This is a genomic window from Micromonospora sp. NPDC048063 (genome assembly GCF_043202855.1).
In the GTDB taxonomy this organism is placed as follows: domain Bacteria; phylum Actinomycetota; class Actinomycetes; order Mycobacteriales; family Micromonosporaceae; genus Micromonospora.
The window spans coordinates 369,877-385,624 of record NZ_JBIDBG010000003.1; the positions used below are offsets into that span (position 1 = coordinate 369,877).

The following is a 15,748-nucleotide window of genomic DNA, read 5'->3' on the forward strand; positions in this document are numbered from 1 at the left end:
ACGCAGGCCGAACGACCCTTGACGAACCGCGAGGCCCGGTCCCGGATGGTGTTGACTTGACCTCATGTCCGGAACCGAGGAGCTGCTGGTCGAGGCCGACCGGCTCGCGACCGAGCTCGACCACGCCGACCCGCCCACCCTGCTCGACGTCCGCTGGCGCCTGACGGGCCCGCCCGGCCGGGACGACTATGCCGCCGGTCACCTGCCCGGCGCGGTCTTCGTCGACCTCGACACCGCGCTCTGCGGCCCGCCCGGCCCGGCCGGCCGCCACCCGCTGCCCGACCCGGCCGCGCTCCAGGCCGCGCTGCGGGCCGCCGGCGTCCGTGCCGGTCATCCCGTGGTGGTGTACGACGGCGGCGACGGCATGGCCGCCGCCCGCGCCTGGTGGACGCTGCGCTGGGCGGGTCACCGGCCGGTACGCCTGCTGCACGGCGGCTTCCCGGCGTGGCGGGCCGCCGGGCTGCCCACCAGCACGGCGGAACCGACCCCGGCGGCGGGCGACGTCGAGGTGCGCCCCGGCGCGCTGCCGGTGCTCGACGCGGGGGAGGCCGCCCGGCTGGCCGCCGCCGACGAGGGCGTCCTGCTGGACGTGCGCGCCGCGCCCCGCTACCGGGGCGAGACCGAGCCGATCGACCCCGTCGCCGGGCACGTCCCGGGCGCGGTGAACCTGCCCGCCGGCGAGTACGTCGCCGAGGGCCGGTTTCCGGCCGCCGACGCGCTGCGCGCGCGGTTCGCCGCCGCCGGGGTGGCCGGGGGCGCCCCCGTCGGGGCGTACTGCGGGTCGGGGGTGACCGCCGCGCAGGCCGTGCTCGCCCTGCACCTGGCGGGTCGGCCCGACGCGGCGCTCTACGTCGGGTCGTGGAGCAACTGGGTCGCCGACCCGTCCCGACCGGTCGCCACCGGGGAGGGCTGAGGGGCACGCCCACCCCGGCGACGCGGGCCGGCTGACGGCACGTGCGCCGGGCGACACGAGGGCGCGTGAGCAGGCCGACACCGGGGCACGCCCCCAGCACGCGCGCTGGGGGCGCACGGGCGCGCGTGCGACGATGAGGCCATGTCCGAGGACACGGTGGTGGTGTGGGACGAGTCCCTGCTCGCCTACGACATGGGGGATCACCCCCTCGACCCGGTCCGGGTGGAGCTGACCGTCGCGCTGGCCCGCGAGCTCGGCGTGCTGGCGCGTCCCGGGGTGCGGCTGGTCAAGCCCGAGTCGGCCGACGACGCGCTGCTGACCCGGGTGCACGACCCCCGCTACCTCGACGCGGTGCGGGCCGCCCCGCGCGACCCGCTCTTCGCCGGCTTCGGGCTGGGCACCTCGGACAACCCGGTCTTCGCGGGGATGCACGAGTCGAGCGCGCTGGTCGCCGGGGCGAGCGTGGCCGCGGCCGAGGCGGTCTGGCGGGGCGAGGCCCGGCGGGCGGTCAACGTGGCGGGCGGGCTGCACCACGCGATGCCCGCCCGGGCCGCCGGCTTCTGCGTCTACAACGACCCGGCGGTGGCCATCGCCCGCCTGCTCGACCTCGGTGCCGAGCGGGTCGCGTACGTGGACGTGGACGTGCACCACGGCGACGGGGTGCAGCAGATCTTCTGGAACGATCCCCGGGTGCTGACGGTCAGCCTGCACGAGACGCCGCTGGCGCTCTTCCCGGGCACCGGCTTCCCCGACGAGACCGGCGGGCCGGGCGCGGTGGGCAGCGCCGTCAACGTCCCGCTGCCGCCCGGCGTGGACGACGCCGGCTGGCAGCGCGCCTTCCACGCGGTCGTGCCGTCGGTGCTGCGCGCGTTCCGGCCGCAGGTGCTGGTGACCCAGTGCGGGGCCGATGGGCACCGGCTCGACCCGCTCGCCGACCTGCACCTCTCCGTCGACGGTCAGCGCGCCACCTACCTGGCCCTGCGGGCGCTCGCCGACGAGCTGTGCGAGGGCCGCTGGGTGGCCACCGGCGGCGGCGGGTACGCGCTGGTCGAGGTGGTGCCGCGGGCCTGGACGCACCTGCTCGCCGTGGCCACGGGCGAGCCGATCGCGCCGGCCACGCTGACCCCGCCGGTCTGGCGGGAACTGGCCGCCGCGCGCCGGCCGGGCCGGGAGATCCCGCTGCGGATGACCGACGACGTCGACCCGTCGTACGAGCCGTGGCAGCCGACCGGCGAGCCGAACGCGGTGGACCGGGCGATCGCGGCGGCCCGCAAGACGGCGTTCCCGCTGTTCGGGCTCGACCCGCACGACCCGCGCGACTGAGCCGGGCCGGAAGGAACCACACAGGTGACCACGGTGGAACAACCAGTGGACGTGCTGCTCAGCGACGGCACCACCGTCCAGTTGCGACCGATCCGCCCGTCGGATGGGCCGGGGATCGTGGCGATGCACTCGCGCTTCTCCGAGCGCACCCGCTACCTGCGGTACTTCTCGCCGTACCCGCGGATCCCCGAGCGGGACCTGCACCGCTTCGTCAACGTCGACCACCGCGACCGGGAGGCGTTCGTGGTGCTGGCCGGCGACCGGATCGTCGCCGTCGGCCGCTACGAGCGGCTCGGCCCCGACGCGCCCGAGGCCGAGGTGGCGTTCGTGGTCGAGGACGCCTACCAGGGCCGGGGCATCGGCTCGGTGCTGCTGGAACACCTGGCCGACGCGGCCCGCCGGACCGGCATCGCGAACTTCGTGGCCGAGGTGCTCCCGGCCAACGGCGCGATGCTGCGGGTCTTCTCCGACTTCGGCTACCAGCTCCAGCGCCAGTTCGCCGACGGCGTGGTGCACCTGACCTTCCCGATCGCGCCCACCGACGCCACGCTCGAGGTGCAGCGCGGTCGCGAGCACCGCACCGAGGCCCGCTCCGTCGCCCGGCTGCTCGCCCCGCGCGGCGTCGCCGTCTACGGCGCCAGCGCCACCGGGCAGGGCGTCGGCGCGGCGGTGCTCGGGCACCTGCGCGACGGCGGCTACACCGGCTCGGTGGTGCCGGTGCACCCGAGCGCGGCGGCGGTCGCCGGGCTGCCCGCGTACCCGTCGGCGGCCGACGCGGGCGTGCCGGTCGACCTGGCCGTGGTGGCGGTGCCGCCGGAGACGGCGCGGGAGGCGGTCGACGACGCCGCCGCCGCGGGCGCGCACGCCCTGGTGGTGATCTCCGCGGGCTTCGCCGAGGCCGGCCCGGACGGTGCCGCCGCGCAGCGCGCGCTGGTCCGCGCGGCGCACGCGGCGGGCATGCGCGTCGTCGGCCCGAACTGCCTGGGGGTGGCCAACACCGACCCGACCGTACGCCTCAACGCCACCCTCGCCCCGCGGCTGCCGGTGCCCGGCCGGGTGGGCATCTTCAGCCAGTCCGGCGCGTTCGGGGTGGCGCTGCTGGCCGAGGCGGACCGGCGCGGGCTGGGCCTGTCCAGCTTCGTCTCGGCCGGCAACCGGGCCGACGTCTCCGGCAACGACCTGCTCCAGTACTGGCAGGACGACCCCGGCACCGACGTGATCATGTTGTACCTGGAGACCTTCGGCAACCCGCGCAAGTTCGCCCGGCTGGCCCGCCGGATCGGCCGGGACAAGCCGGTCGTGGCGCTCGCCTCGCCGGCCCGCCCGCCCGGCGTGGGCGACTCCGCGGGGCCGGACGAGGTCGCCGTCGGCGCGCTGTTCGCGCACTCCGGGGTGATCCGGGTGGACACCGTCGCCGAGCTGCTCGACGTCGGGGTGCTGCTGGCCAACCAGCCGCTGCCCGCCGGGCCGCGGGTCGGGGTGGTCGGCAACTCCTCGGCGCTGACCGGGCTCGCGGCCACCGCCTGCGCCGCGCAGGGGCTCACCGTCGCCCGCGGCTACCCCCGCGACGTCGGGCCCCGCGCCGGCGCGGCCGAGTTCGCCGCCGCGCTCGCCGACACCGCCGCCGACGAGGGCGTGGACGCGCTCGTGGTGGTCTTCGCCCCGCCGCTGCCCGGCCAGCTCACCGACACCGAGGCGGACTTCACCGCCGCCCTGCCGGCCGCGCTCGCCGCCGGCAAGCCGACGGTGGCGACGTTCCTGGTCGGCCGGGCGCCGGCCGGGGTGCCCGCGTACCCGAGCGTCGAGGAGGCCGTCCGCGCCCTCGCCCGGGTCGCCACGTACGCCGACTGGCTGCGCCGCCCGGCCGGCCTGCTGCCGGAGCTGCCCCGGGTCGACCGGGTGGCGGCGCACGCGGCCCTGCGACCCGAGGCCCTCGACCCGGTGGGGCTGCTCGCCGCGTACGGGATCGACGTGGTCGAGTCGGCACCGGTGCGTTCCGCCGGGGAGGCCGTCGACGCGGCGACCCGGCTCGGGTTCCCGGTGGCCCTCAAGGCCGCCGCCCCGGGCCTGCGGCACCGGCTCGACCTCGGCGCGGTCCGGCTCGACCTGCCCGACGCCGCCACGGTCCACCGCACGTACGTGGAGATGTCGGCGGTCTTCGGCGCGGACGTCCTGGTGCAGCCGATGGTGCCGCCCGGCGTGGCCTGCGTGGTCGAGCTGGTCGAGGACCCGGCGTTCGGCCCGGTGGTCGGCTTCGGGCTGGGCGGCGTCGCCACCGAACTGCTCGGCGACCGGGCCTGGCGCGCGGTGCCGCTGACCGACCTGGACGCGGCCGAGCTGGTCGACGAGCCACGGGCCGCGCCGCTGCTGCGCGGGCACCGGGGCGCGGCGCCGGTGGACCGGGCGGCCCTGGCCGACCTGCTGCTGCGCGTCGGCCGGCTCGCCGACGAGCAGCCCCGGGTGCGCGCGCTCACCCTCAACCCGGTGCTCGCCCGCCCCGACGGCATCTCGGTGCTGCACGCCACCGTACGCATCGGCTCCGCCGTCGCCCGCCCCGACACCGGCCCCCGCCGCCTGTAAGGAAGGGCACCTTCCTAACGCCTGCGGTAGAGGAAGGGGCCCTTCCTAACCGGCGGGAGGCCGAGCACTCACGCCCGGGAGGAGATCTGCTGCACCGCCCAGGCGTTGCCGTCCGGGTCGGTGAAGAAGACGAAGCCGACGTTGTCCAACGGGTCCGGCACGGGGCGCGGGTTCTCGCCCACCACCTGGATCTCGCTCACCGCCACGCCGCGCTCGACCAGCTGGGCCCGGGCCCTGGGCAGATCGGGCACGACCAGTTGGAGGCCCTTCAGCGAGCCCGGCGGCATGTCCGGCAGCACCCCGGTGCCGATGACGATCGAGCAGCCCGAGCCGGGCGGGGTGAGCTGCACGATTCGGGCGTCGGCGCTGACCACCGTGTCGTGGTCCACGACGAAGCCGAGCTGGTCGGCGTAGAACGCCTTGGCCCGGTCCACGTCGGAGACCGGTACGACCACCACTTCCAGGGTCCAGTTCACACATGTTGTTAGCCCGCCCGGCGGCCCGCGTCAAGGACCACGGCCCGGACACACGCGAGGCCCCGGCGAACCGCCGGGGCCTCGCGTGGATCAGGGAACGTCAGCAGGCGTACGCCTCCAGGCGCTGCGCCCGCTCCGGGTCGCGCAGCTTCAGCAGGGTCACCTTCTCGATCTGCCGGATCCGCTCCCGGGACAGGCCGAACTCCCGGCCGACCTCGTCGAGCGTGCGCTGCCGGCCGTCGTCGAGACCGAACCGCAGCCGGATCACCGCCTGCTCCCGCTGGGAGAGGGTGGCCAGCACGATGCTCACCTCGTTGCGTAGCTCGCCCTGCGCGGCGACGTCGCCCGGCTCGGCGCTCGGGTCCACCGCGGCCACGAAGTCACCGAGCGCGCTCTCGCCGTCCTCGCCGACCGCCTGGTCCAGGCTCACCGGCTCCCGGTCGTACGAGATCAGCTCGATCACCTGGAACTCCGGGATGTCCATGGCTCGGGCGACCTCGGCGACGGTGGGCTCGCGGCCCAGCGAGACGGACAGCTCGCGGCGGGCCCGGACCATGCGGTTGACCTGCTCGACCATGTGCACCGGGATGCGGATGGTGCGGGCCTGGTCGGCCATCGCGCGGGTGATCGCCTGCCGGATCCACCAGGTGGCGTAGGTGGAGAACTTGTAGCCCTTGGCGTAGTCGAACTTCTCGACCGCGCGGATCAGGCCGAGGTTGCCCTCCTGGATGAGGTCGAGGAACGCCATGCCGCGACCGGTGTAGCGCTTGGCGATGCTGACCACCAGGCGGAGATTCGCCTCCAGCAGGTGGTCCTTCGCCGCCCGGCCCTGCGTGACGATCAGCTCCAGGTCGGCCCGCAGCTCGCCGGAGACCGGGGTGCAGGTCGCCAGCTTCTCCTCGGCGAACAGGCCGGCCTCGATCCGCTTGGCCAGGTCGACCTCCTGCGCGGCGGTCAGCAGCTTCGTCCGCCCGATCCCGTTCAGGTATGCCCGGACCAGGTCCGTGGAGACGCCGCGCTCGTCCGTGGCGTCGAGGTCGGTCAGGGTGTCGTGGGCGTGGTCGGCCTCGGTGGTGCCGGCCGGGCGCATCCGGTGCTCCATCATCTGCAGGGCCATCTCGTCTTCTCCCCGTGTCCACGTCTGTGCCGCTCGTTCCGGCCCAGTGGTGCCGGTGTGACACACAGCTTGGCGGGCGGGGCGTGAAACGGGAGTGAGGCGATCGGGGACCCGACACGAATCCGGCCCGGGTCCTGCGTACCGTGCGCGTGTCGTCGCCGAGCGTTCCTTGTCGCGTGCGGTTACCGTGCCAGCGGTCGGCCAGTGGGGCCGGCGCCGCCGGCGACGTCGGCGCACCGGAACAGGTTTTGGAGGGTGTCGTGGTCTTCAAGCGGCTCATGCAGGCGATGGGCGTGGGTGGCCCGTCGGTGGAAACGGTCCTGGCGAACCCGAACTGCCGCCCCGGCGGCCAGTTGGAGGGCGTCGTCCACGTGGCCGGCGGCGAGCACCCCGTCGACATCTCCTACGTGTCCCTGGGCCTGGTCACCCGGGTCGAGGTGGAGAGCGGCGACAACGACTACGAGACCACGCAGGAGTTCCACCGGCAGGCGGCGACCGGCGCGTTCCGGCTGGAGCCCGGCCAGCGCCACGACATCCCGTTCCGCTTCGCCGTGCCGTGGGAGACGCCGCTCACCGAGCTGTACGGGCAGCACCTGCACGGGATGACGATGGGGCTGCGTACGGACCTGGAGGTGGCCCGCGCGGTCGACAAGGGCGACCTGGACGCGGTGGCGGTGCACCCGCTGCCGTCCCAGCAGCGGATCCTGGAGGCGTTCCTGCGGCTGGGCTTCCGGTTCGCCCGGGCCGACGTGGAGCGCGGCCACATCTACGGCGTGCGGCAGAGCCTGCCCTTCTACCAGGAGATCGAGTTCTACCCCGCCCCGCAGTACGCCGGCGCGATCAACCAGCTCGAGGTCACCTTCGTCACCGACCCGCAGCAGATCCAGGTGGTGCTGGAGCTCGACAAGCGCGGCGGCCTGTTCACCGAGGGCCGGGACGCCTTCGGCCGCTTCACCATCGACCACGCCACCGCCGAGCGCACCGACTGGACGGCCCAGCTCGACGCCTGGATCCGCCAGTCGCTCCAGCGCCGCGGCCTCTTCTCCTGACCCGCACCCCGCCCCCCGCCGGCGCGAGTTGATCATGAAGTTGTTGTCCTTCACCGCGGCGTGTCACGGCAATAACTTCATGATCAACGGGGTGGGATTCGGGGAGTGCGGGTGGGGGAGGGGGAGGGGAAGGTGGAGGTTAGAGGTCGAGGAGGATCGTGTGCGGACCGACGTTGACGCTCTCGACCAGCATGTGGGCGCGGAAGCGACCGGTCTCGACCTTCGCGCCCCGGGCACGCAGCGCCTCCACGACCGCCGCCACCAGCGGCTCCGCCACCTCGGCCGGGGCTGCCGCCGTCCAGCTCGGACGGCGTCCCTTGCGGGCGTCGCCGTAGAGGGTGAACTGGCTGACCACCAGGATCGGCGCGCCGGTGTCGGCGGCGGACCGCTCGTTGTCGAGGATGCGCAGCTCGTGCACCTTGCGGGCCATCGTGCGGGCGGTCTCGACGGTGTCGGTGTGGGTCACCCCGAGCAGCACCAGCAGCCCGTCGTCGATCGCGCCGACCACCTCGCCGTCGACCGTCACGCCCGCCCGGCTGACGGTCTGCACCACGGCCCGCATCAGCCGGTCACCGGCTCGATGAAGCCGCGCTCGACGAGGTGCGCCACGATCGGGCCGGCGGCGTCGGCCAGCTCCTCGGGGGCGACGTCGTGCGCGGCCGCGAGGAGGGCGAGCTGGTCGCGCAGCGGCAGCCGCCCGTCGGCCCCGCCCACCAGGGCGAGCACCAGGGGGTCGATCTCCTCCGTCCAGCGCAGCCCGTGCGGCATGGCCAGCACCTGCCGGTCCACCGCCCAGCCCTCGTCGCCCATCGTGGCCTCCTGCCGGAGCTGGAGGCCGTCAGCCGCCCGGTAGCGCGCGGCGAGCAGCCCGTCGGCGTCGTGGGCGCGCAGCCAGTCCTGGCGGTCGAACCAGGCGCCGATCCGGTCGCCCAGCGGCGCCTCCACCCGCTGCCGCAGGTCCTCCACCCGGATCACCGGGTCGTCGTGGCCGGAGCGGCGCAGCGAGACGATGCCGAAGCCGACCGCCTCCACCTTGTGCGCGTCGAACCAGTCCAGCCAGTCCGCCATCCGCCGCGGGTCGGCGGCCTCGCCGACGTCGGTGAGCCACAGGTTGACGTACGCCATCGGGTCCGCCACCTCGCGCTGGACGACCCAGGCGTCCAGCCCGGTGCCGGCGAACCAGCCGGTCACCCGCTCGGCCCAGTCCTCGCCCGCGACGTGCACCCAGTTGGCCAGGTACTGCATGGTGCCGCCCTCGGTGAGCAGACCGGGCGCGGCGGCGGCCAGCTCCGCGCCGATCGCGTCGCCGACCCGGCCGGAGTCGCGGTAGACGTGCGTGGTGGTGCCCGGCCCGACCACGAACGGCGGGTTGCTCACCACCAGGTCGAAGCGGCGCCCGGCGACGGGGGCGACCAGGTCGCCGCGGAGCAGCTCCCAGTCCTGGCCGTTGAGCGCGGCGGTGGTGGCGGCGAAGCGCAGCGCCCGCTCGGAGACGTCGGTGGCGGTCACCCGCCGGGCGTGGGTGGCCAGGTGCAGCGCCTGTACGCCGGAGCCGGTGCCCAGGTCCAGCGCGGTCTCCACCGGCCGGCGGACCGTCGCGCCGATCAGCGTCTGGGTCGCCCCGCCGATGCCGAGCACGTGGTGGGCGTGCAACGGGCGGCCCGGGCGGGCGCTGGCGGGCACGTCAGCCAGCACCCACCAGTCGTCCCCGTACGGCTCCAGGTCCAGGCCCATCCGCAGCCCGTCGCCATGCCGCTCGACCAGGCCCCCGGCGAGCGCCTCGTCCAGCGACAGCGGCGCGAGCGCGGCGGCCACGGCGGCCTCCGGCTCGGTCTGCTCGCAGACGAACACCCGGATCAGCGTGCCGAGCGGGTCGCGGTCCTCGGTGGCGCGCAGCGCGGCCCGGAAGTCGTTGCGGGCCACGCCGCCGGTGGCCTGCGGGCCGAGCCGGGTGGCGATGCCGTTCGAGGTGAACCCGGCCCTGGTCAGCGCGGTCCGCAGCGCCTCGACGCCGGCGGGGGAGAGCAACATGTCGTGTCCGTCCACGCCGTCATCCTGCCTGGCGCCGTGCGCCGGCGTTCGACCACCCGGGAGATCGGCGGGCCGCCGACCCCGGCGCCGGCCCGACCGCCGGCCCGTCGCCGTCAACCGACCCCACCGGCCACACGGACCGCCCGTCGGGATGGGCCACTCCGGCGTCGGCCTCCGGGTCGCCGCCCTGACCGCCGCCCGGACGCTCGGGGGATCCGCCGCCCGGCGCCGCCGTCGCCAGCGCGCGCCGGTCGGCGGCCCGTGCCACCAGCCAGGTGTACGCCAGCAGCACGAGCACGTCGACCAGCACCAGCTGCCACGGCGCGTCGGCCATTGTCTCGTCCACGGTCAGCCCGCCGAACGCCGCGGCCAGCCCGAACGCGCTCACGTTGTTGACCACGTGCAACGCGACGGCCGCCTCCAGGCCGCCGGTACGCACCGTGAGCCACCCGCAGAGCAGACCCATCACGACCAGGTCGGCGAAGCCCCAGACGGTGCCCCAGCCGTGCGCCGCGGCGAAGAGCACCGCCTGCACCACCAGCCCCGGCCAGGGCGAGCGCAGCCAGGTCCCGAAGGCCTGGAGCAGCCAGCCGCGGAACAGGTACTCCTCGGCGGCGGCCTGGAACGGGACCAGCGTGACGATCATCAGCAGGCCGGCGGCGAAAGCAGGCCAGCCGACCCAGGCGTCGAGCGGGCCGACGAGGACCATCTCGTCCCCGGTGGCCCGCAGGAGCAGATGGCTGCCGACCAGCATGACCGTGATCGCCGGGGCCGCCGTCAGCAGGCAGGTGCCCAGCCAGCGCCACCGCACCCGGCCGAGCACGGAGGAGAGGCTGCCGGCCGGCCGGCGTTCCACCCAGCGGGTGACGGCCATCGTCAGCGGCAGGGCCACCGCCACCGACAGCACCAGCAGGGCGGTGTCCACGACGGGACCGAAGACGGGCAGCCCGTCGGCGTCCGTCGGCCGGTCGGTGATCTCCGCCACGATGGTGGCGACGCCGAAGATCGCGCAGCCGACGAGCAGCGCCCCGCCGAGCAGGGCGAGGACGCCGACGAGCGGCCGCCACCACCGCTGCCGGCCGGTCCGGGCCAGTCGGTGGTACGGGGCGCCCGGGGGAGTAGTACTGATCATGGAGGCAAGCCTGCCGCCGCCGACGGGCCGACGGGTCGACGTGCGGACCGATTTCGGCACCACCCTGGGGTATAGGCCGCCTCGTGCCCGCGGGTGACGTGACCGGTCGGCGGGCCTACGTAGGGTTGCCCTCATCATGACTCTCCTGCGGACCTGGTTGCTGCCGTCGGCGCTGGTCGGCGCCCAGATCCTGGTCTGGCCCGGCCTGCCGCTGCTGCGGGGTGACGCACCGGACGCGGCGGCGACCACGGCGGGTCTGGTCGCCGCCGTGGTCACCCTCCTGGCGCTGGGCTGGCGGCAACGTCGGCCGCTCCCGGCGCTGGGCGTGGTCCTGGCCGCGCAGACCCTCGGCCGGCTCGGCGTCTCTCCGGACGACCTGCTGGTGCTCAGCCTCGCCGAGCTGGTCGCCATCTGGTCCGTGGCCGTCCGGGCGCCCGGCCGGGTGGTCCGGGTGGCGCTGGCCGCCGGCGCCCTGTGGGTGGCGTCGGTCAACCTGCCCCGCTTCGACACCGCCGCGGCCTATCTGGGGGAGGTCGTCGTCGCCGTGCTCGGCTACCTGCTGGCCGCCGGGCTCGGGCGCAGCCGCCGGCACTGGGTGACCGGGCGGGCGGCGGTGGCCGGCCGGCTCGTCGCCGTCGAGGCGGAGGCCCGCCGGGCGGCGGAGACCGAACGCCACCGGCTCGCCCGGGAGCTGCACGACGTCAGCGCCCACCACCTCACCTCCATCGTGGTGACGGCGGGAGCGGCCGAGCGGCTCGCGGCCCGACGTCCGGAACTGGCCGCGGAGGCGGTGGAGTTCACGGCGCGTACGGGGCGGGAGACCCTGGTCGCGCTGCGTCGCCTGGTCGCGGTGATGGGCGAGGACACCGAGGCGCACCGGCCGCTGCGGCGGCGGCTCGACGACCTGGTCGCCGGCTTCCACCGGCTCGGCCAGCCGGTGCGCCTGGACCGGGTCGGTCCGGAACCGCCGGCCGCGCTGACCGAGGTCGTCCACGCCGTCGTCCGGGAGTCCCTGACCAACGTGGTGCGGCACGCCGCCGGAGCCGACGCCTCGGTCCGGGTCGCGGTCGACGCCGGGACCGTCACCGTCACCGTCGCCGACACCGGCGTACCGGGGCCGACGGCCACCTTCACGCTGGGCGCCGGGCGGGGGATCAGCGGCCTGCGGGAGCGCGTCGCCGCCCTGGGCGGCACCCTGCGGGCCGGCCCGGACGGCGACGGCTGGCGGGTCGAGGCACGCCTGCCCGCCGGGGCGGATTCCGGCAGCCTGCCGGTCGGGGCGGATCTCGGCAGCATGCCGTCGCCGGTCCGGTCGGAGAACGGCCGGTCCCTGGTGACCGCCGCGCTGGTCGGCAACGCGCTCGTGCTTCCGGTGGCCGCGGCCCTCGTGTCGGTGGAGACCGACGTCGAACTGGCGGGGCTGCGCGACCCGATCGTCCTGCTCCAGCTCCTGCTGTTCTCCGTGGCGCACGCCGCGCCGCTGGCGTGGCGGTGCCGCCGACCGTGGGCCGCGTTCGCGGGCGTCGCCGGGACCGCGCTGCTCTGGCCGGTCACGGCGCTGCTGGTCGAGCTGCCCCGGGGCGCGGAGTTCGTGCTGCTGACCGCCGGCTTCGCCGACCTGGCCGCCGTCTGGGCCGTGGCCGCGTACGCCCGACGGGCCGGCCCGACGTGGCTGGCCGCGCCGGTGGCGGCCACGGTGCTCGCCGTGGGCCTGGTCGGTACGGCGGCGGCGGACGGCTCGATCGCGGGGGAGCCCGTGCACGTTCCCGTCACCGTCTTCATGACCGTCTTCGTCGCCGCGTTGCTGCTGGCGCCGACGCTGCTGGCCTGGGGCGGCGGCGCGCTGGTCCGGCGCCGGCGGCGGCAGGTGCTCGGCCGGGAGGACGACGCGCTCGCCGCAGCGACCGCCCGGGCCGTGGCGGCCGCCCGGTCCGAGCGGGAGCGGGTCGGCGCCGGACTACGCTCGGCGGTGCTGGACCGGGCTGGTCGCCTGGTGGTCGTCGCCGACCAGGGCCGGCTCGCCGAGATCCTGGTCGAGGCACGGGCCACGTTGGCCGCGATGCGCGGCCTGCTGGACGACCTGCGCGCCGACGAGCGGCCGACGTCGCACGGTCCGCAACCGACCCTCGCCGATGTGGGCGGGCTCTGCGCGTCGCGGCAGGCGGACGGCCGGGACGTCCTGCTGGACGCGCCGGCGACCGTGCCGGCCCTGCCGACCGACGTGGACGTGTCGGCGTACCGGCTGGTGGAGGCCGCGTTGGACGCGGGCACCGGGCCGGCCCGGGTGGTGCTGCGGCTGGCCGGTGGTGAGCTGTGGGTGTCGGTCACGGGCCTGCCCACCGCGGCGGACCCGCTGGTCGTCGCCGGGCTGCGGGCCCGGGTCGACGCGCTCGGCGGCCGGCTCGCGCTGCGCCGCGGCGAACTGCGGGCGCGGCTGCCGCTGCCGCCGGTCCCCGGGGCCTCCGTCGCCCGGCCCGGGCAGCGGCGGGAACGGGTGCCGGAGGGGGCGCGATGATCAGGGTGCTGGTGGTGGACGACCAGCCGGTCGTCCGGGCCGGGTTCGCGGCGATCGTCGACGCCGAACCGGACCTGACGGTGGTCGGGGAGGCCGCCGACGGCGCCGACGCGCTCGACCAGGCCGCCCGGAGCCGACCGGACGTGGTGCTGATGGACATCCGGATGCCGGGGATGGACGGCCTCACCGCCACCGCCCGGCTGACCGCCGACCCGGCCGGCCCCCGGGTGCTGGTGCTGACCACCTTCGACCTGGACGCCCACGTGTTCGAGGCACTGCGGGTGGGCGCCTCGGGCTTCCTGCTCAAGGACGCCCAACCGGTCGACCTGCTGCACGCGATCCGGGTGGTGGCCGCCGGCGACGGGCTGCTCGCCCCCACCGTCACCCGCCGGCTGATCGACGCCTTCGCCACCGGGGCGCTCACCCCGCCGGCGGAGCCCGTCGAGCTGGCCGCGCTCACCGCACGGGAGCGCGAGGTCTTCGTCCGGCTGGCGGCCGGGCTGACCAACGCGGAGATCGGCGCGCAGTTGGGCGTCGCGACCGGCACGGTGAAGGCGCACGTCAACGCCCTGCTGGGCAAGCTGGGTGCGCGGGACCGGGTGCAGGCGACGATCCTCGCCTACGATCTCGGGCTCGTCCGGCCCGCCTCCCGGCGGTCACCGGCGTAGGGGCGCCGGTCGGGTAACCCGGGGTCGGGCGGTGACGCCCCGCGCGGCGGTGGCCGGGGCCGGCCCGTCGGCGGCGGGAAGGTGGGGCGGATCGGCGCGGCCCCTCCGCCCCGGCCCCCGCCATTGGGCAGGATGTCCCCATGACGCTCGCGCTGCCCATCGACCCCGAGGCCAACCGGCTGCTGGAGAGCAGCCCGCTGGCCCTGCTGCTGGGGATGGTCCTCGACCAACAGGTGACGATGGAGAAGGCCTTCTCCTCGCCGTACGTGCTGACCCAGCGCCTCGGGCGGGACCTGGACGCCCGGGAGATCGCCGACCACGACCCCGAGGCCCTGGTGGCCCTGTTCGCCCGGCCGCCGGCGCTGCACCGGTTCCCGAAGGCGATGGCGGCCCGGGTGCAGGAGGTGTGCCGGGTCCTCGTCGACCGGTACGACGGCGACGCCGCCCGGCTCTGGTCCGACGTCGCCGACGGCCGGGAACTGCTCCGCCGCATCGCCGAGCTGCCCGGCTTCGGCACGCAGAAGGCGCAGATCTTCCTCGCCCTGCTCGGCAAGCGGTTCGGGGTCACGCCGGAGGGCTGGCGGGAGGCGGCCGGCGGGTACGGCGACCTGGACGCCCACCGGTCGGTGGCGGACGTCGTCGACGCGGAATCGCTGCGCCGGGTGCGCGACTACAAGCAGCAGATGAAGGCGGCGGCGAAGGCGAAGGCCGCCCAGGGCTGACGCCGCTGCCGCGCGGCGGGTCCGGTGGGCGGGAGTTTCCAGGGCGACCCGTGCGGGCCGGGGTCGGACGGCGGTCGTGGGGTGTGCCCCGGTGCGCCGCGACGTCAGGCGGCGGTCGGGCGGGACAGGGCGGCCAGCGCCCGCCGGACGTCGGCGAGCGAGACCGTCGCCGAGTCGTCCAGGTCGGCCAGGCCGGCCTCGATCCACTGCCGCATCAGAGTGGTGACCCCGATGCCGCGGGCGTCGGCGGCCGCGCGGACCCGCTCGTACGTCTCCAGGGGCAGGCGCACCGAGCGGCTGACCATGGGGGTGTCGGTGTCGGGGGCGGGCAGCTCCACCGGCTGGCTCTCGTCGATCAGCTCCGCGAGCCGGTCACCGCCGCTGTGGAACTGCTTGGTCGCGTCGTTACGGTTCATCGTCACCGCCTCCTCATCGGCGAGATCTCCGCACGGCCTCGTCGTAGCGCTTCGCCTCGGCGTCGCTGAGCTCGCGGGCGGAGAGGATGTCCCAGTCGTTGTCGGTGCCGTCGGCCTCGGCGAGCAGCACGGCCAGCCGGCGCCCCCGGCGGGCGGCGGCGTAGACGACCATCACGTCGTCGCCCAGGTGACGGATCACCCGGCGGGTGCTGTGCAGCGCCTCCCAGACTTCCCCAGGCGTGACGTCGTAGACCCTCAGGTTGGCCAACGCCTCGTCGGTGAAGCTGAACCTGCTGCCCACGGCGCGAGCGTACCACGGATGTAACACGAGCCCGGCTGTGCCGATTTTCGCTGATCACGCGTTCGAGGTGACAGGATGAGGCGTAACCCCCTCGAGGAGGTCCGTGGTGAAGCGTCAGGCGTACCAGCCGATCCTGATCACCGACGCCTCGCGCAGCCAGGACGACCAGCTCACCAGCCGCCAGCGGCGCTACGTGCTGATGATGGGGATCCGGGTGGCGTGCGTGATCGTCGGTGCCGTCCTGGTCGGCGTGCAGGCCCCACTGCTCTGGCTCTGGCTGCCGCTGGTGGCCCTCGGCATGGTGCTCATCCCCTGGCTGGCGGTGCTGCTGGCGAACGACCGGCCGCCGAAGGAGCAACACCGGCTGGCGTCCCGGTTCCAGCCGCGGCACCGCGACGAGACCCCGCCGATGAGCCTGACCGCCGAGGAGCGGCCGCACAAGGTGATCGACGCCGAGCCCTGACCGCCCCGCCCCCCGCGGGCGAGCGGGGGTGGGGCGCGGGGT

General features: G+C 75.7%; 15 protein-coding genes. 8 read left to right on the plus strand and 7 right to left on the minus strand.

What is annotated here, in order from left to right:
* The first annotated feature begins 64 nt into the window (after positions 1-64).
* The 3 genes from ACGFZ2_RS10055 (at position 65) to ACGFZ2_RS10065 (ending at position 4,816) form a co-directional block, all read left to right on the plus strand.
* The gene (locus ACGFZ2_RS10055) at positions 65-913 is read left to right on the plus strand and encodes a sulfurtransferase (RefSeq protein WP_393451950.1); all 849 of its coding nucleotides are present in this window, start codon (positions 65-67) and stop codon (positions 911-913) included.
* 141 nt (positions 914-1,054) lie between these two features.
* Positions 1,055-2,236 (plus strand): acetoin utilization protein AcuC, encoded by a 1,182-nt coding sequence (locus ACGFZ2_RS10060; RefSeq protein WP_393451953.1) that lies wholly within the window; start codon positions 1,055-1,057, stop codon positions 2,234-2,236.
* Positions 2,237-2,260: 24 nt separating this feature from the next.
* Positions 2,261-4,816 carry a GNAT family N-acetyltransferase gene (locus tag ACGFZ2_RS10065; RefSeq protein ID WP_393451956.1) on the plus strand — a complete coding sequence of 852 codons (2,556 nt, stop codon included), beginning with the start codon at positions 2,261-2,263 and terminating at the stop codon, positions 4,814-4,816.
* 68 nt (positions 4,817-4,884) lie between these two features.
* Here ACGFZ2_RS10065 and ACGFZ2_RS10070 read toward each other — a convergent pair whose 3' ends face one another.
* Both ACGFZ2_RS10070 and sigB read right to left on the minus strand, forming a co-directional pair.
* Positions 4,885-5,292, minus strand: coding sequence for a VOC family protein (locus ACGFZ2_RS10070; protein ID WP_357693690.1), 408 nt, complete (start codon positions 5,290-5,292; stop codon positions 4,885-4,887).
* 100 nt (positions 5,293-5,392) lie between these two features.
* Positions 5,393-6,409, minus strand: a complete 1,017-nt coding sequence (gene sigB / locus ACGFZ2_RS10075) for an RNA polymerase sigma factor SigB (RefSeq protein ID WP_393451960.1) — start codon at positions 6,407-6,409, stop codon at positions 5,393-5,395.
* Between the two features lie 260 nt (positions 6,410-6,669).
* Here sigB and ACGFZ2_RS10080 point away from each other — a divergent pair, with 260 nt between their 5' ends.
* The gene (locus ACGFZ2_RS10080) at positions 6,670-7,458 is read left to right on the plus strand and encodes a sporulation protein (protein ID WP_393451963.1); all 789 of its coding nucleotides are present in this window, start codon (positions 6,670-6,672) and stop codon (positions 7,456-7,458) included.
* Positions 7,459-7,597: 139 nt separating this feature from the next.
* On the opposite strand, the gene dtd is transcribed toward ACGFZ2_RS10080, so the two are convergent.
* The 3 genes from dtd to ACGFZ2_RS10095 are packed head-to-tail and all read right to left on the minus strand — an operon-like array spanning position 7,598 to position 10,621.
* On the minus strand, positions 7,598-8,020 hold the full coding sequence (gene dtd, locus ACGFZ2_RS10085; RefSeq protein WP_393265384.1) for a D-aminoacyl-tRNA deacylase: 423 nt from the start codon (positions 8,018-8,020) through the stop codon (positions 7,598-7,600).
* Positions 8,020-9,504, minus strand: a complete 1,485-nt coding sequence (locus ACGFZ2_RS10090) for a methyltransferase (RefSeq protein WP_393451966.1) — start codon at positions 9,502-9,504, stop codon at positions 8,020-8,022. Before ACGFZ2_RS10090 ends, dtd begins: the two co-directional genes overlap by 1 nt.
* Positions 9,505-9,508: 4 nt before the next feature.
* Positions 9,509-10,621 (minus strand): CPBP family intramembrane glutamic endopeptidase, encoded by a 1,113-nt coding sequence (locus ACGFZ2_RS10095; protein ID WP_393451969.1) that lies wholly within the window; start codon positions 10,619-10,621, stop codon positions 9,509-9,511.
* Positions 10,622-10,757: 136 nt separating this feature from the next.
* Between ACGFZ2_RS10095 and ACGFZ2_RS10100 the strand changes: the two genes are divergently transcribed.
* From ACGFZ2_RS10100 to ACGFZ2_RS10110, 3 genes are all read left to right on the plus strand, one after another.
* On the plus strand, positions 10,758-13,136 hold the full coding sequence (locus ACGFZ2_RS10100) for a histidine kinase (protein WP_393451972.1): 2,379 nt from the start codon (positions 10,758-10,760) through the stop codon (positions 13,134-13,136).
* Positions 13,133-13,804: a response regulator gene (locus ACGFZ2_RS10105; protein ID WP_393451975.1), complete on the plus strand. Its 672-nt coding sequence runs from the start codon at positions 13,133-13,135 to the stop codon at positions 13,802-13,804. Before ACGFZ2_RS10100 ends, ACGFZ2_RS10105 begins: the two co-directional genes overlap by 4 nt.
* A 140-nt stretch (positions 13,805-13,944) precedes the next feature.
* Positions 13,945-14,526, plus strand: coding sequence for an HhH-GPD-type base excision DNA repair protein (locus ACGFZ2_RS10110; RefSeq protein ID WP_393451978.1), 582 nt, complete (start codon positions 13,945-13,947; stop codon positions 14,524-14,526).
* Between the two features lie 104 nt (positions 14,527-14,630).
* Here the strand turns inward: ACGFZ2_RS10110 and ACGFZ2_RS10115 are convergent, their stop codons facing one another.
* Positions 14,631-14,942, minus strand: coding sequence for a hypothetical protein (locus ACGFZ2_RS10115; RefSeq protein ID WP_393451981.1), 312 nt, complete (start codon positions 14,940-14,942; stop codon positions 14,631-14,633).
* Positions 14,943-14,955: 13 nt separating this feature from the next.
* A complete protein-coding gene (locus tag ACGFZ2_RS10120) occupies positions 14,956-15,243 on the minus strand; it encodes a hypothetical protein (RefSeq protein ID WP_245724613.1) in 288 nt (95 codons plus the stop codon).
* 106 nt (positions 15,244-15,349) lie between these two features.
* On the opposite strand from ACGFZ2_RS10120, the gene ACGFZ2_RS10125 reads away from it, so the two are divergent.
* Complete coding sequence (locus tag ACGFZ2_RS10125) at positions 15,350-15,706, plus strand: DUF3099 domain-containing protein (protein ID WP_350711071.1); 357 nt, start codon at positions 15,350-15,352, stop codon at positions 15,704-15,706.
* Positions 15,707-15,748: the final 42 nt, after the last annotated feature.

Bases quoted from the DNA above. Each gene is read 5' to 3' on its own strand.
- ACGFZ2_RS10055 (WP_393451950.1), top strand. From the start codon at position 65: ATGTCCGGAACCGAGGAGCTGCTGGTCGAGGCCGACCGGCTCGCGACC.
- ACGFZ2_RS10060 (WP_393451953.1), top strand. From the start codon at position 1,055: ATGTCCGAGGACACGGTGGTGGTGTGGGACGAGTCCCTGCTCGCCTAC.
- sigB (WP_393451960.1), bottom strand. From the start codon at position 6,409: ATGGCCCTGCAGATGATGGAGCACCGGATGCGCCCGGCCGGCACCACC.
- dtd (WP_393265384.1), bottom strand. From the start codon at position 8,020: ATGCGGGCCGTGGTGCAGACCGTCAGCCGGGCGGGCGTGACGGTCGAC.
- ACGFZ2_RS10095 (WP_393451969.1), bottom strand. From the start codon at position 10,621: ATGATCAGTACTACTCCCCCGGGCGCCCCGTACCACCGACTGGCCCGG.
- ACGFZ2_RS10100 (WP_393451972.1), top strand. From the start codon at position 10,758: ATGACTCTCCTGCGGACCTGGTTGCTGCCGTCGGCGCTGGTCGGCGCC.
- ACGFZ2_RS10105 (WP_393451975.1), top strand. From the start codon at position 13,133: ATGATCAGGGTGCTGGTGGTGGACGACCAGCCGGTCGTCCGGGCCGGG.
- ACGFZ2_RS10110 (WP_393451978.1), top strand. From the start codon at position 13,945: ATGACGCTCGCGCTGCCCATCGACCCCGAGGCCAACCGGCTGCTGGAG.
- ACGFZ2_RS10115 (WP_393451981.1), bottom strand. From the start codon at position 14,942: ATGAACCGTAACGACGCGACCAAGCAGTTCCACAGCGGCGGTGACCGG.